Annotated in this window: 17 protein-coding genes; 7 read left to right on the forward strand and 10 right to left on the reverse strand. The window is 39.9% G+C overall.

The genetic code is table 11. From position 1 onward, the window contains the following. Positions 1-49: 49 nt before the first annotated feature. Genes ACTIEV_RS13230 through rsfS form a run of 4 tightly spaced genes read right to left on the reverse strand, consistent with a single transcriptional unit; the run spans position 50 to position 3,629 of the window. Positions 50-478 (reverse strand): gamma-glutamylcyclotransferase family protein, encoded by a 429-nt coding sequence (locus ACTIEV_RS13230; protein ID WP_439516659.1) that lies wholly within the window; start codon positions 476-478, stop codon positions 50-52. Between the two features lie 5 nt (positions 479-483). Further along, entirely contained in the window at positions 484-1,122 is a 639-nt protein-coding gene (locus ACTIEV_RS13235) for a LutC/YkgG family protein (protein ID WP_439516660.1), read from the reverse strand. Continuing rightward, a complete protein-coding gene (gene ftsH / locus ACTIEV_RS13240) occupies positions 1,122-3,167 on the reverse strand; it encodes an ATP-dependent zinc metalloprotease FtsH (RefSeq protein ID WP_439516661.1) in 2,046 nt (681 codons plus the stop codon). The genes ACTIEV_RS13235 and ftsH overlap by 1 nt, the downstream gene beginning before the upstream one ends. Positions 3,168-3,227: 60 nt before the next feature. Beyond that, positions 3,228-3,629: a ribosome silencing factor gene (rsfS, locus tag ACTIEV_RS13245; protein ID WP_178888683.1), complete on the reverse strand. Its 402-nt coding sequence runs from the start codon at positions 3,627-3,629 to the stop codon at positions 3,228-3,230. 125 nt (positions 3,630-3,754) lie between these two features. Here rsfS and ACTIEV_RS13250 point away from each other — a divergent pair, with 125 nt between their 5' ends. Further along, on the forward strand, positions 3,755-4,522 hold the full coding sequence (locus ACTIEV_RS13250; protein ID WP_439516662.1) for a biotin--[acetyl-CoA-carboxylase] ligase: 768 nt from the start codon (positions 3,755-3,757) through the stop codon (positions 4,520-4,522). A 104-nt stretch (positions 4,523-4,626) separates the two neighbouring features. Then, positions 4,627-5,682 (forward strand): selenide, water dikinase SelD, encoded by a 1,056-nt coding sequence (gene selD, locus ACTIEV_RS13255; RefSeq protein WP_439516663.1) that lies wholly within the window; start codon positions 4,627-4,629, stop codon positions 5,680-5,682. Between the two features lie 112 nt (positions 5,683-5,794). Here selD and ACTIEV_RS13260 read toward each other — a convergent pair whose 3' ends face one another. The 4 genes from ACTIEV_RS13260 to ACTIEV_RS13275 all read right to left on the reverse strand — a co-directional run bounded on the left by ACTIEV_RS13260 (position 5,795) and on the right by ACTIEV_RS13275 (position 9,145). Further along, a complete protein-coding gene (locus ACTIEV_RS13260) occupies positions 5,795-6,640 on the reverse strand; it encodes an arginine deiminase-related protein (RefSeq protein WP_439516664.1) in 846 nt (281 codons plus the stop codon). A gap of 1 nt (position 6,641) precedes the next feature. After that, on the reverse strand, positions 6,642-6,872 hold the full coding sequence (locus ACTIEV_RS13265; protein ID WP_439516665.1) for a 4a-hydroxytetrahydrobiopterin dehydratase: 231 nt from the start codon (positions 6,870-6,872) through the stop codon (positions 6,642-6,644). 85 nt (positions 6,873-6,957) lie between these two features. Beyond that, positions 6,958-7,422 (reverse strand): IPExxxVDY family protein, encoded by a 465-nt coding sequence (locus tag ACTIEV_RS13270; RefSeq protein ID WP_439516666.1) that lies wholly within the window; start codon positions 7,420-7,422, stop codon positions 6,958-6,960. A 79-nt stretch (positions 7,423-7,501) separates the two neighbouring features. After that, complete coding sequence (locus tag ACTIEV_RS13275; RefSeq protein WP_439516667.1) at positions 7,502-9,145, reverse strand: M28 family peptidase; 1,644 nt, start codon at positions 9,143-9,145, stop codon at positions 7,502-7,504. A gap of 210 nt (positions 9,146-9,355) precedes the next feature. On the opposite strand from ACTIEV_RS13275, the gene ACTIEV_RS13280 reads away from it, so the two are divergent. The 4 genes from ACTIEV_RS13280 to ACTIEV_RS13295 all read left to right on the forward strand — a co-directional run bounded on the left by ACTIEV_RS13280 (position 9,356) and on the right by ACTIEV_RS13295 (position 11,699). Further along, positions 9,356-9,916, forward strand: coding sequence for a dihydrofolate reductase family protein (locus ACTIEV_RS13280; RefSeq protein ID WP_322195467.1), 561 nt, complete (start codon positions 9,356-9,358; stop codon positions 9,914-9,916). Position 9,917: 1 nt separating this feature from the next. Continuing rightward, positions 9,918-10,238, forward strand: a complete 321-nt coding sequence (locus tag ACTIEV_RS13285) for an ArsR/SmtB family transcription factor (protein ID WP_178888688.1) — start codon at positions 9,918-9,920, stop codon at positions 10,236-10,238. Then, entirely contained in the window at positions 10,235-11,200 is a 966-nt protein-coding gene (locus ACTIEV_RS13290; protein WP_322195466.1) for an SRPBCC domain-containing protein, read from the forward strand. Before ACTIEV_RS13285 ends, ACTIEV_RS13290 begins: the two co-directional genes overlap by 4 nt. A 103-nt stretch (positions 11,201-11,303) precedes the next feature. Beyond that, positions 11,304-11,699, forward strand: a complete 396-nt coding sequence (locus ACTIEV_RS13295) for a DoxX family protein (RefSeq protein WP_322195465.1) — start codon at positions 11,304-11,306, stop codon at positions 11,697-11,699. A gap of 41 nt (positions 11,700-11,740) precedes the next feature. On the opposite strand, the gene ACTIEV_RS13300 is transcribed toward ACTIEV_RS13295, so the two are convergent. Next, positions 11,741-11,929, reverse strand: coding sequence for a hypothetical protein (locus tag ACTIEV_RS13300; RefSeq protein ID WP_322195464.1), 189 nt, complete (start codon positions 11,927-11,929; stop codon positions 11,741-11,743). Next, entirely contained in the window at positions 11,890-13,203 is a 1,314-nt protein-coding gene (locus ACTIEV_RS13305; protein WP_322195463.1) for an alpha/beta hydrolase, read from the reverse strand. The genes ACTIEV_RS13300 and ACTIEV_RS13305 overlap by 40 nt, the downstream gene beginning before the upstream one ends. Before the next feature lie 288 nt (positions 13,204-13,491). Between ACTIEV_RS13305 and ACTIEV_RS13310 the strand changes: the two genes are divergently transcribed. Beyond that, on the forward strand, positions 13,492-13,695 hold the full coding sequence (locus ACTIEV_RS13310) for a YqaE/Pmp3 family membrane protein (protein WP_322195462.1): 204 nt from the start codon (positions 13,492-13,494) through the stop codon (positions 13,693-13,695). The last annotated feature ends 114 nt before the right edge of the window (positions 13,696-13,809 follow it).

The following is a 13,809-nucleotide window of genomic DNA, read 5'->3' on the forward strand; positions in this document are numbered from 1 at the left end:
AGGCAAATAACAATTGTGCATCCGTTTGATGCATGAATGATCTGTGAATTTACTGTTTATTTTTCTGTTGCATATATACCAGCAAATCGCCACATTCAATACGAGGTCTGCCACTTACATCTCCTTTATACCAGTAGATCCATGCTTCGATAGCAGTATCATTCAAGTATACCGTTGTTTTCTCCCGAGCATACAATACCGGCTCATCGGCTTCACCATTGATACCCTCATAATCATCCAACTGACCCATCGCCCATGGAAATTCAGCAGTTTGTTGAATGGTATACAATTCTCCGGTGATCCAAGTTTCGGCATTGGTTGGAACTGCCGCCGGATATTCACCCATATCATATAAAGCACCCTTCACTTTTGCGGTACCTGCCAATTCAAAATATTTACTAATATATGCGTATGCAGGATGCTGAAAGCCACTTCTGAGTGAACCATACACAAATAAAGGCAATACAGTGATAGACATACGCTTTAATTAGTTCTTTGAACGAGAAAACAAAATACTTCTTTCGGACCATGCACACCCACTACCAGTGTTTTCTCAATATCAGCGGTTCTGCTCGGACCGGTTGCTAATGTAATCATGGAAGGTAATTGCTCTCCATATTCTTTTTGTAATGACAATAAAGCTTCATCAATATCATAGACCAACTGATCTGTATATGCAATACAAATATGAATGGGCGCATACACACTCACCGTTCTACCACTTTGTTGTCCGCTGGATAGTACCATACTTCCCGTTCTTGCCACCAAGTATTCGCAACCTGTGATAGAAGCATCACAACTTTCTACATCGGGGGCTGCCATGGCATGAAAACCTGAATCTATAAGTATTTGTCTGAGTTCATCTTCTCTGCAATACAACTCTTTCCACTCCCTTTTAATGAAAAGCATATTGAGTTGTGAAGCCAGCTCCTTTTCATTTTCACAATAAGAAAAATAACCTTGGAGTTTGGTGAAATTTTCTGCAAATAAAAGATCCAACTCTTCAGCCGGCGCATGGAATACTGAAGACTGTTCTGTTTGTTGGGGAAAGGGAACAGGCACTGGTTGAGTTAGTGCCTGTTTTATTTTTTTCAAAATGGTATCTCTTGCTGATTGTGACATTATACCGTTTCGTTTGAATCCGTTGTAGTGTTTGTATCAGGTGCTGCTGTTTCTTCCGCAATCACTTCTGTAGCAGCAGGCGGCGTCTCTTCTACTTCTAATAATTTCTTTTCCTCAAAAGGTCTTTTACCAATCAATTCTTCTACATCACTTTTATGCAATACTTCTTTATCTAATAATTCCTTCGCCAGCTTTTCTACTTGTTCTTTTTTCTCAGTTAATAAATGAATGGTACGCTGATACGCTTCATCAATGATACTTCTTACTTCTTCATCGATCAACTTTCCGGTTTCTTCGCTGTATGGTTTCGTAAAAGTATTTTCCTGTGAAGGATCATAGAAACTTACATTCCCTACTTTCTTATTCATACCATAAGCTGTTACCATACTATAAGCAATTCTAGTGATCTGTTGAAGATCATTCGCAGCACCGGTAGAAATTTTTCCAAAGAAAATCTGCTCTGCAGCACGACCACCCAAAGTCATACAAATCTGATCCATTAACTGATCTGTATTGTACAGGTATTGTTCGGTAGGTGTGTATTGCGCATACCCCAAAGCAGCCGTTCCTCTTGGTACAATGGTTACTTTCAATAAAGGATATGCATGCTCCAAGAACCAACCACACACAGCATGTCCGGCTTCATGATAAGCGATCACAGACTTTTCATGTGGAGCAATGATTTTGTTTTTCTTTTCCAATCCACCGATCACACGGTCAATGGCATCTTGGAAGTCGCTCATGTCTACTGCTTCTTTTCCTTTACGCGCTGCAATCAATGCTGCTTCATTACATACGTTGGCAATATCAGCACCGGCAAAACCCGGTGTTTGTTCGGCCAGCTTATGCAGATCCAATGTTTCAGATATTTTGATCGGACCTAAGTGTACTTTAAAGATCGCTTCACGACCCTTTACATCCGGTCTGTCAATAGAAATTTGTCTATCGAAACGTCCCGGACGCAACAACGCACTATCCAATACATCGGGTCTATTGGTAGCAGCAAGGATAATGATACCGGTATCACCACCAAAACCATCCATCTCCACCAATAATTGGTTCAATGTATTCTCTCTTTCATCATTACTCATGATGGCATTTCTACCACGTGCACGACCAATGGCATCGATCTCATCAATAAAGATGATACAAGGTGCTTTCTCTCTAGCTTGCTTAAACAAATCACGTACACGACTCGCACCTACACCCACAAACATTTCCACGAAATCACTACCACTCAAGCTAAAGAAAGGTACTTGTGCTTCACCCGCCATGGCTTTTGCTAATAATGTTTTACCCGTACCCGGAGGACCCACCAATAAAGCACCTTTTGGAATCTTACCACCCAGTGAAGTATATTTTTTAGGGTTCTTCAGGAAATCAACGATTTCCATGACTTCAACTTTTGCTTCATCCAATCCGGCCACATCCGCAAAAGTGATGTTCACTTTCGCTCCTTTATCAAATAAAGTAGCTTTTGATTTACCGATGTTGAAAATCCCACCCGGACCACCACCACTGGCGGGGCCGCCCATTTTACGCATTAACAAAATCCACGCAACAATAATGATGAGCAATGTGAACACCGTATTCAACAATGGACCAAACCATTCCGGTGCTTTCACAACACGCATTTCTACTTCAGCTACATTATTGGCTTTGCAGAAAGTATCCAGTCTTTCTTCAAAAGCTTTCCAGTCTACCACTTCAAAAGCAAACAGCGGTGTGCCTTTTACTTTATCTGCAGATAAACGTCCTTTGAATTGTTTTACATAAAACTCTTTGGAGAGTCTGTCTGACTTGATATAGACATGCACCTGTTCTTTGTTCTTCACCAGATCCAGTTTCTGTACATCACCGGGTAGCAATATCTCATTTCTGAATTGCTGCTCGGAAATCACTTTCAATTCCGGTGAAAAGTTCATGACCTGTGCCAGAATCAGCACAATAGCGATGATACCATATACCCAGTAAATATTGAATTTTGGTCCCTTACGTTGACCATCTCCTTTTTCCATTTTCGATTGCTTGTTTTCCTGTGACATATTCCTCTCTGTATTGACGATTCAGGATCCGATATATTCAGTGACCCTATAATTTTTTATTTATTCATGGATCTGCGAAGCCGCATCACTCCACATTTCTTCTAATTTGTAAAACTTTCTGGCATCCGGATGCATCACATGCACTACAATGTTCACATAATCAATCAGCACCCATTGCAATGCCTGTCTGCCTTCATGCTTATAAGGATGCTCATCACAACTCTTTTTCACTTCTTCTTCTACTGAATCACAGATAGCCCTGATCTGGGTAGTACTAGAAGCCTGACAAACCACAAAAAAGTCAGCCGAAGCTTCCGGTATTTTTCGGAGATCCAGACTGATGATATTTTCACCTTTTTTATCCTGAATAGCTTTAATAATAGCCTTGAAAATTTTAGAATTTCTGGTAAGTCTAGATACCGAACTCTTCGTGCGGCTTTGTAAAACTGAAAGCGGTTCCAATAATAGCGTTGATTTAAATTAAACAATGATCCGGATCCTCTGACCCTCTTTCTTTAACACCCTGCTTGGTGTTGAACGGTCTGTGTACCTTTGACATCGGTAACTTCGTCAAAAATAGTAATTCTTTGCCATCAGACATCGTTAAAACACCAATCGGACAGCCGTTCGTGGAATTATCTGTGACAGATAGTACCAACATCTATGCCATGACCCATATTCAACACAATATGGCAACACATGGTTCAGTTTTCTTTGCGCATCAGCAGGTGGCAGGGAAGGGGCAACATGGAAAGACCTGGGTGACTGAGGGGGGGCAAAACATTATTCTTTCCACTATCATTGACCCAAATCCATTGATACTGGGGCAACAATTCAGATTAAGTGTTGCGGTTGCCTTGGCTTGTTATGATTTTTTTAGCAGGTATGCGGGTGAAGAGACCCGCATTAAATGGCCCAACGATATCTATTGGCGTGACAGAAAGGCAGGGGGAATTTTGATTGAGAACCAAATTCGGGGTCAACAGTGGCAATGGGCAGTTGCGGGAATGGGTATCAACATCAACCAAACCGCATTCGACCCTACACTGATCAACCCTGTTTCACTCAAACAAATCACGGGTAAAACTTTTGATCCGGTACAACTCGCTCAAGAACTCTGCACCGACCTTACCCAACGTATGCATCAACTATTCAACCATCCCTTTTCACCATTATTAGAAGAATACAACGGGTATTTGTTCAAAAGAAACGAAATCGTACAACTCAAAAAACTCAACACTCGGTTCACCTGCAACATACTTGGTGTTAATGAAAACGGAGAGTTGCTGGTAAAAGACGGTCCGGCAGATCGGTTTGTGTTTGGAGAAGTAAACTGGGTGAATAATGAATATTGAATGATGAATATCGAATGATACCGGTCCTCCAAACTTCATCATTCAATATTCATTATTCATCATTCTTCCCTTCTCCCCTTAACTTGCACCCTAATCAATTCCACATGAATTCTTCTATTCGTCTTACCCAGTTTTCTCATGGTGCCGGGTGTGGTTGTAAGATCGCTCCGGCTGTTTTGGATACGATTTTGAAATCTGATCAACCCGCTACTTTGTTTCCACAATTATTGGTAGGCAATACTACTAAGGATGATGCAGCAGCTTATGATCTTGGTAATGATCAGGTACTGATTAGTACAACTGATTTTTTTATGCCGATTGTAGATGACGCCTTCGCTTTCGGAAAAATTGCCGGCGCCAATGCCATCAGTGATGTATATGCTATGGGTGGACAGCCCATTCTCGCCATCGCCATTCTTGGATGGCCGGTTGATAAATTACCCGCAGAGCTTGCTCAACAAGTTATTGAAGGAGCACGTGCTATTTGTGCGGAAGCAGGTATTCCGCTGGCAGGCGGTCATAGCATCGATTCTCCTGAACCTATTTTTGGATTAGCCGTCAATGGACTTGTTCATAAAAAAAACCTCAAACAAAACAACACCGCTCAGAAAGAAGATTGGTTATTACTCACCAAACCTTTGGGTGTAGGTATTTTATCTACAGCGCAAAAAAAAGAATTACTGAGTGATGATGACCAACAAGTTTTATTGCAACAATTGATGCAGTTGAATAAAGTGGGTGCTGCACTGGGAAAAATCAACGGGGTGCATGCGATGACAGATGTAACCGGCTTTGGCTTACTTGGACATTTACTCGAAGTAGCCGAGGGCAGTGGGCTGTCTGCTGAACTCTATTATTCAAAAGTACCGGTGATCCATGCTGTAAAAAACTATCTCGCACAAAGAATTGTTCCGGATGCTACTTATCGTAACTGGAACAGCTATAGCAGTAAAACAGGTTTTGGTGCTGGTGTAAATGTGATGGAAGCTTTCAGTATTCTTCCTGATCCTCAAACCAATGGCGGGCTACTCATTGCCGTTGCGCCGGATGCATTGGAGCAAGTACAAACTACATTGCGTGAAAATGGACTTGAAAATTTTATCGAGCCCATCGGTAAGATGATTGAAAAGGCTGAAAAGACGATCACGGTGGTTGCTTGATGATAAGTGCGAAGGATAGGTCGCAGATTTTTTATGATCAATTATGATTTATTTGTCTATGTAAAATCTGCGTTCATTATAATAATCATAAAAAAATGCGGCCCATCATCACTTAAGCAATTGGAATAAAGACAGGTGCAACAATAGAGCCCACACTTGCACCGCCAACATGTTCTATAGCACTCATAGGAACACTAACAATTGTTGCAGATGCACTAATCGCTTCTTCTTGCTCTTTTGTTAATTCAGCAGTTTCAGAAAGGAATAAAAAAGCTTTGCCATTAGCATTCACGCAAAAAAATGCATTCCCCATAAACGCCTCTAACTGATCATACGAAAAAGGAATGATGCGATAGCCGGTAGATAATAATAATTGTTTCACCGCCATCAGATCCATGTCATCAGCAAATGCTTCTTCACACAACAATGCGAAATCTGAACCCAGACATAACATACGATTGGTATGCAATAAAAACTTTCCGGAAGTATCCGTAGCATAAAAAGCAATAGCTTTATACTGATGTGCTGCTGCAAATTTCTCCAACATGGCTGTATGGGTTCTCTGCGATAAGCACGCATAGATGAGTTTGTGCTCATGATCCATCACCATACTGGCAGTGCCTTCAAGGAAAAATCCATCTACTTCAAATTCACTCCAATCTTCAATATCATTGACCAGAAAGTATTTGCGTAGGTATTCAAGGATATCATCCCTTTTTTCTTGTCTTCGATCTCTTCGGTACATAGGTAACACTGCTACTGTTCTATCAGGCAAAGTGGTTAACCAACAGGAGGGGAAAATAGCATCGATAGAATCAGCGGCGTCTTGTTCAAACACTACGGCTTGAACCTCATTTTTTTTGAATGCATGCTGTAGCGCATCAAAATTTTGCAATACCACTTTATCAGCTGTATCTGCCGGACGAATCATTAACACTAAATCAGCGGGCACAGCCATATTAAGAGAGTTTATCAATTTTTTGTGCAAGTTGATGGTCAAGATCAGTAACGATATCGCCGGCATCATGTGTACTTAACCATATCTCAACAGTATTCCACATATTGCTCCAGTAAGGATGATGATTCATCTTCTCAGCTTCAATAGCAACCCTTGTCATAAAAGCAAAAGCCTCGGAAAAATTCTGAAACTGAAATTTCTTATACAGTTTATTATTTTCTTCTACCCACATGGCAAAATGAATTTTGAATGATGAATACTCAACGCCAATCTTTATTTGGACATTCCTCTGTTCCTTATTTCTTATTTCTCTGTTATCAAAAGACCATATTCCCTTTGTTCTTGATCTGCTCATTCGTGAGCTCTGCTACCAGCTGCACGCCGGCTAAATTTTTGACAGATTGTTTGATCCAGTTACACTTTGCATCATCTACCAAATCTCCTTTCATCAACCATAAGAAATCCATGTGCTTGAATTCAGGTAATAAATATTCTCCGTCGAACTGATTGTGATATAAGTAATGTACTAAAAAGCTATTTGGCTCTTTTGATTCATAGATGCTAAAATAATAGCTCCGCTCTTTTCTCCGTAAATGAATTTCCAATGATGGGTTCAGTCTGAATTGATATCCCAATAAATTATTCAATTGTAAACAAAACTGATAATTCTTCACCGGCGCTGTGATCCCCAATAACCGAGTGTCATCGAAAAAATCTTCGTTGAGTTCCTCAATGTTCAGTCTGAGTTTGGTAGTGGCCATAGGCGATAGTGAATGGTCCATAGTCCATAGTCCATGGTATTTTTATCAGATAAATTCTCTTTTCCTACCATGGACCATCGACTATGGTCCATGGACTACATCACAGCTCTACTTCAAATACTTTCTCCTCATTCCCTCTTTTGATCCGCAACTGCGTTTTATCTCCTTTGTTAAATTTACCCAATGCTTGCATATAACTCATCACATCTACGAATTTAAATTCTCCGAGTTGCAATAAAATATCACCAGCCTGTATACCCAGTTTTTCTGCTAGTTTACCCGGACTAACACCATCAATACGCATACCGGTACCGGAATAGCCATAATCAGGGATGACACCCAGACTTACAGTGAAACGGCGTGTTTGTCCCATTTGAGGTTCGGTGGTTTTTGTAAAACTCAGTTTACCTTTCGTATCTGTACGGGTGATGAGTTCATATATCAATTTTACAATGTCTTTTTGTGCATCGTAATTGATCTTGTCTGCATCATCGCTGATTTTATGATAATCGGGATGACTACCGGTGAAAAAAAATTGTACCGGAATATTGGCACGGTAAAAACTGGCATGATCACTTGGGCCACTACCGGTACTATCAAATTTTATGATCAGGTTTGAACTCAATCCCTTCCATACTTCACCCCAAACCGGAGAAGTGCCATAACCACCTACCGTTAGTTTATGTGAAGTATCATAACGTCCCACCATGTCCATATTGATCATATAGTTGGGAGTAATTTTTACAGTTGGATTTTCTAACCAATATTTACTTCCCAGTAACCCCAGTTCTTCGCCGGAAAAATGAATAAAGAGATAATTGTTATTAGTAGGGGCTTTTACTTTTAGCATACGAGCCAGTTCCAGCAATACTGCAGTACCACTGGCATTATCATCAGCGCCATTATGAACGGCATGGAATGTATCCAAGGCTGATTTATCCTCGCCATATCCTAGGTGATCATAATGTGCGCCAATGATGACTGTATTAGCTGCATTATTATTTAAAAACGCAATTACATTTCTGGCTTTGCGCTTTTTTTCTGACAAAGAAACATTCACACTAATGGCATAACTCGCAGATTCATCTGCAAAATATTTCTTAACGCCTTCTTTAGTAATATAGATAATCGGAATTGACAATAAAGCAGAAGTATCATTCTTATTGAATTGAATATTGTCAACTCGATTGGAGCTGTTATACACAAATAAAGCAGTGGCTCCTTTACTAACAGCATGTGCCGCTTGTTGTTTGATTGTATTTTCTATATCAAAATGTGGATTGTTTTGATTGTCTTCCAAAACATCTTGTAAATCAAAAAACCAAGGCTGTCCTTTTTCGGTAAGTGCTACTGCAGGTTTTCCTTGTGCAGACTTATTGGCACTGTATGGTAACGGAAAATAGTCTTTGCGAATGGTTAGTATTTGATCCTCTACTACCAAACGGGTAGCCGCATCCATTTGTTTCCCTTCATTGATCACAAATTCCTGTACATAGCCATTCGTGCCCTTGGCTTCTATACCCATTTGCTGGTATTGATGAACAAGGTATTGCATGGCCAGTTCTTCACCTTTGCTACCGGTTAAGCGACCTTCCAATTGATCATCGGCCAGGTATTGTACATGCGATTTCAAAGAAGCCACCAAAACCGCATTGGCTTTTTCTTCGGCTATTCGCTTTTTACGTTTACTCTGCGACCAGGAAAGAATAGGAACCAATACCAATAACAATAGTATTTTCTTCATAACAGATGCTTAGCTGCTGCAAAAGTACGTTGAGGAAGAGAAGTATGGCAAGTAAATGAATATTTTATGATGAATTTATTCTGCTAAGTCTATGAAAGCACATAACCTGCTCAAAAACAATTTTTAACCATATCAAAAAATAATTTTGAGAAACCAAACGGTTGCGCATATATTTGCAACCGAAAGGTTTCATAAATTAATCTTACTAGCATGCGCAAACTGAAAGTACAAGTCCAAATAAGCATTGATGGATACATTGCAGGACCCAATGGAGAAATGGATTGGATGAATTTCAACTGGTCTGATGACCTTAAACAATATGTAACTGAACTCACCGGTACCATTGATACCATTCTTTTGGGGAGGAAATTGGCAGAGGGATTTATTCCCTATTGGACTGAGTCGCTGAACAGTGATTCTCCCGCCGATGGTGCCGATGTTTTTGTGAATACTCCAAAAGTTGTATTTACCAAAACATTGCATGAATGTCCATGGGAACGTACTAGTCTTGCAAAAGGAGAGCTGCGACAAGAGATACAAGCTTTGAAGCAAATTAATGGGAAAGATATGATTGCCTATGGTGGAGCCGGGTTTCTTTCGGCTTTAATAGAAAATAATTTAATAGATGAATTGCATTTGTTTGTAAATCCAACTGCCATCGGAAAAGGGTTACCTATTTTTCAGCAGTTACAAAAAAAGCAAGCCTATACATTACTTCAATCGAGGTCTTTTGATTGTGGCATAGTCGTACTAACCTATCAACCCGCTTAAGATGAGACGTGATGTATTCCAGGCTATTGCAGACCCTACCAGAAGAGCCATTATCGCATTGATCGCATTTCAAGCCATGACACCCAATGCCATTGCTGAACATTTTGATTCGAGCAGACAAGCTGTTTCCAAACACTTACGCATACTAACAGAATGCCAGTTGGTAGAGCAGGAACAGTCTGGCCGAGAGATTTACTATACCCTTAACGCTAAAAAGATGAAAGAAATCGATAAATGGCTGGAACAGTTTCGTTTGCTATGGGAAAACAGATTCAGCCAATTAGATAAAGTCTTACACACCCTTAAAACACAAAAGAAATGAACAGCAATCTTTTATTCGACTTTACAGTGAATAAAGAAACCAACACCATTCATGTAAAGCGCGAATTTGTCGCCAATCTGCATTTTGTCTGGGATGCCTGGACAAAACCTGAATTGTTGGATCTCTGGTGGGCACCCAAACCTTATCGCACGGAAACAAAATCCATGGATTTCAGAGAAGGCGGTTATTGGCATTATAGAATGATTGGTCCGGAAAGTGATTGCCACTGGTGCCGCGCAGACTATGAGCATATTGATAAACATGTGGTCTTCTCAGGATTGGATGCATTTTGTGATGAAGAAGGAAAAGTGAATCCAGACTTCCCACGTTCTCACTGGACCAATCGTTTCAGTGAAAATGAAGATGTGACCACGGTAAATATTGTAATTGCTTATCAATCACTCGCTGACTTAGAGAAAATTGTAGCGCTCGGATTCAAAGAAGGATTTACGATGGCATTGCAAAATCTGGATCAGTACATTGAAGCGCAATTTAAGTTACGTGCAGAAATGAAAACTAGCACTAAAGAAAGAGTGTGTACGTATTTGAATTTCCCGGGTAATACGGAAGAGGCTTTTCTTTTTTATCGTTCTGTTTTCAAAACTGAATTTACAACTGGAGGTATCAAACGTTTCGGTGAACTTCCTGCCAGTGCCGATCAGCCACCGATAGCCGATACAGTAAAAAACATGGTACTACATGTAGAGCTACCGATCACAGCTAACCATATGCTGATGGGTACGGATGCTCCTAAAGAAATGGGCTTTACTGTAACGCAAGGGAATAATATGCACATTAGTCTGGAGCCGGTATCCAGAGCAGAAGCCAAGAGAATTTTTGATGCTTTATCTGCGGGAGGCACCATCAGTATGCCTTTACAAGATATGTTCTGGGGCGCTTATTTTGGTAGCTTCACAGACAAGTACGGTATCAACTGGATGATCAATTGTCTTGCCCCATAAAATTCTGTATATTTCTGTGCCTTCAGTGGCAATTTCTTGATAGCAAATTATTTGCTACTGAAGACACAGAAGGACACTGAAGAAACCCAATAAAAAAACTCAAATGCCAACCAAATCAACCAAACTCATCTACTGGATCACCACTGCCTTATTTGCAGGATTCATGATCTTCTCTGCTATTCCCAATATTTTGGTGAATGAGGAGTCCAAACAATTTCTATCCGGATACCTTGGTTATCCCGAATATTTTATTCGTTTCATTGGTATTGCAAAATTGTTAGGATCCATTGCGATATTGATACCATTCTTGAAAAAGATCAAAGAGTGGGCGTATGCGGGACTGTTCTTTGATCTTATTGGTGCTGTATATTCTGTGATTAGTGTTGGGGGTATTGACCTTAATATGAGTATGATGATACTTGTATTTGGTGTGGCAATTACTTCTTATCTCTACAGTCAGAAAATGTATTCCGAATCAAACGATCATTCAAATGATTAATAGCTACAGACTTAAGTCCGTAGCTATTTAAATCATTTGAATTATTCGATTTTAGTATCGATCTCAGCAACCACCCGTTTCGTAAAAGCTTCTGACCAAATATTCCAATGATCTGCTCCGGGTATCAATTCTGTAACAACAGGAACTTTCGCTGCAACCGCTTTTTGTGTAAATGCGGTTACCGCTTCATTCAATAAGAAATTATCGGCAGCACCGGCATATACATGCACTTTACCATTGATCTTACCGGATAGTTTTGAAGCATTTCTTTGAATGAATTTACCAGATCATAAGGTTCCCAGCTTTTTACAACAGCAGGATCTACTTTTCCGGTAGTATGGTCATATACTTGTTGAGGTCTGCCGTTTTTATCAGGCACACCAAACTCTGCTTCAAACGCCTGCAGTTGCTCTCCATCACCGGTGAAGTTTTCAACAGCTGCCATAACTCGGGTGGTCATGGTAGGTGTTCCTTGCATAAAAAATATACCCCGTTCTTTTCCTTCTTTATTGGTATAGAGGTTTACATCTTTTTCATACAAATTGATACCGATAAAAGAAGTGAAGTCCACCGGATCCGGCGATACCGACCAACAACCTCCAAATGCATCCGGATAATTCAATTGCAACCAAAGAGAGCCATAGCCACCTGTACTTTGTCCCATCACAAAACGCTGACTCGCATCTTTTACTATCCTGTATTTGCTTTCCAAATGTGGAATCAATTCTTCCACCAATGCCTTTCCCCAGGGACCATTCACCCTTGAATCCACAAAAGCATGAAGACCGAAAGGAGACTGTGTTTCAGGATTCAAGTATACATAGATTTTGTCTTTACCCATATCCATCCCGTACCGTCTTACCGGCATGGAACCCTGCATATCATAATGTGTACCACCCCAACCAGGTATAACAAATACAATGGGGTACAAACGCGTGCTATCATTTTTATAAGAAGCAGGCAAACGAACGGCTGCTTTCATGAAAATATCTTTTTTGCGAAAATCAGATAGTAGTTTGCTTTTAAAAATCACTTCTTTCACCTGCTCAGTTTCACGAATAATGGGTGATGCAATAAAAGAAGTAAGCGCAAGTGTAGCTGTTCCCTTTCCTTGTTCATCTACATACAGTATCGCTTCTTTTCTGGCATAAATATTTCCTGCATTGAATGTTCCGCGTTCTTCAAAGTCTGTATCCAAAATACCGGCTATTTTATAATAACCCGGTTTTAATGTAGACATACCATTAGGCAGGTAGCGATTACTAGCTTGGTCGGTCGTTACGGTTATTTCATCCTTGACATCTTTTACCATCCATGCAAACATGGCCTGAGAAGGATCAGGATTATTGGGAATTCTTTTTGTGGTATCATTTTGGGTAAAGATGTAGAGTTTACCGGTATAGGTTCTATTCAAAGAGGGGTCTGTAAATACGCGAATTTGAATCTGAGTCCAGGCTTTAGTACCTAACAATAATAAAGTGATGAGTGTAATGATCTGTTTCATGCAAAGGATTTGGTGATAAAACGCGATATGAATTTAGATGTTACATCATTTTTTTACAATCACATGATTATGTGAGTCTACGCTACATTCACATGTTCAAACTAAATCAGCATCCTAAATATGCTTTTTCATCTTTGGCTATGGGTCTTTCATAATTAATGTAAAGAATCTCATAACCAGTACATATACGCACATTAATCTTTTTGAAAAAATAAGGTGTAATTTAAGGCTGCGTAAATGTATAAAGGAAGAACATCTGATCATTAACTTGAATGAATCAAATTCCCTATGACAATCATAGCTATTTTATTCCCTTTTCTATCTTTCATGTTAAGAGGTAAAATATTTACAGGCATCTTCTGTCTGATTTTACAAATCACTATACTGGGTTGGATCCCTGCTGCAATTTGGGCTGTTATTTCGTTGCAAAATGCAAGGGCAGACAGACGAACAGATAAATTGGTTCGTGCTATGAAGAAAAATAATAGTTGATCATCAACTTTTGGAAAGTTCTAGTACCTAACTATTTATGCGAATCAAGGGTTGAAAACCTGATTTAGGAATGCTGCTGCGATTTTTCCAAAGATATGAACGAGTAGTCCCTTT

The organism is Sediminibacterium sp. (assembly GCF_051861365.1).
Taxonomy (GTDB): Bacteria; Bacteroidota; Bacteroidia; order Chitinophagales; family Chitinophagaceae; genus Sediminibacterium.